Raw genomic sequence first — 541 nt, 5'->3', positions numbered from 1 at the left:
GACGGCGCGTTGCGCGAGCAGGAGGCTGCGGTCGCCGGCGACACGCGCGCCGACTTGTTCCGCAAGGCCGGCATTGCCGGCGGCTCGTTGATCGCCTCGGGCGTGTTGTTTGGCGGTCTGCCGTCGCTTGCGGCGGCCGCGAAGCCGTCCAAGAAGCAGGATGTCGCGATCCTCAACTATGCGTTGACGCTCGAGTACCTCGAGGCGGCCTTCTACGCCGAGGCCAAGAAGGCCGGCTTCTCGGGTGCGCTGGGCCAGTTCACCAACCTCGTCGCCGCTGACGAGGCGGCGCACGTGAAGGCGCTCAAGAGAGTGCTCGGCCGCTCTGCGGTCAAGTCGCCGAAGTTCGACTTCGGTGACACGACCAGAGATGAGGCGAAGTTCCGCGCGACCGCGTTTGCGCTGGAGACGACTGGCGTTGCCGCCTACTCCGGCCAGGCGACCAACATCAAGCAGGTGCCGGTGATCAGAGCGGCCGTCTCGATCCTCACCATCGAGGCGCGCCACGCCGGCGCGATCGCGGCGCTCAACGGCGACATCA

General features: G+C 67.7%; 1 protein-coding gene. It reads left to right on the top strand.

Annotated elements, in window-relative coordinates:
* The coding region (locus Q7L73_RS28650) for a ferritin-like domain-containing protein (protein ID WP_304696394.1) at positions 1 to 541 on the top strand (541 nt) is incomplete at both ends.

This window comes from Conexibacter sp. CPCC 205762 (genome assembly GCF_030646155.1).
Classification (GTDB): domain Bacteria; phylum Actinomycetota; class Thermoleophilia; order Solirubrobacterales; family Solirubrobacteraceae; genus Conexibacter.
This window is presented reverse-complemented; position numbering and strand designations above follow the sequence as displayed.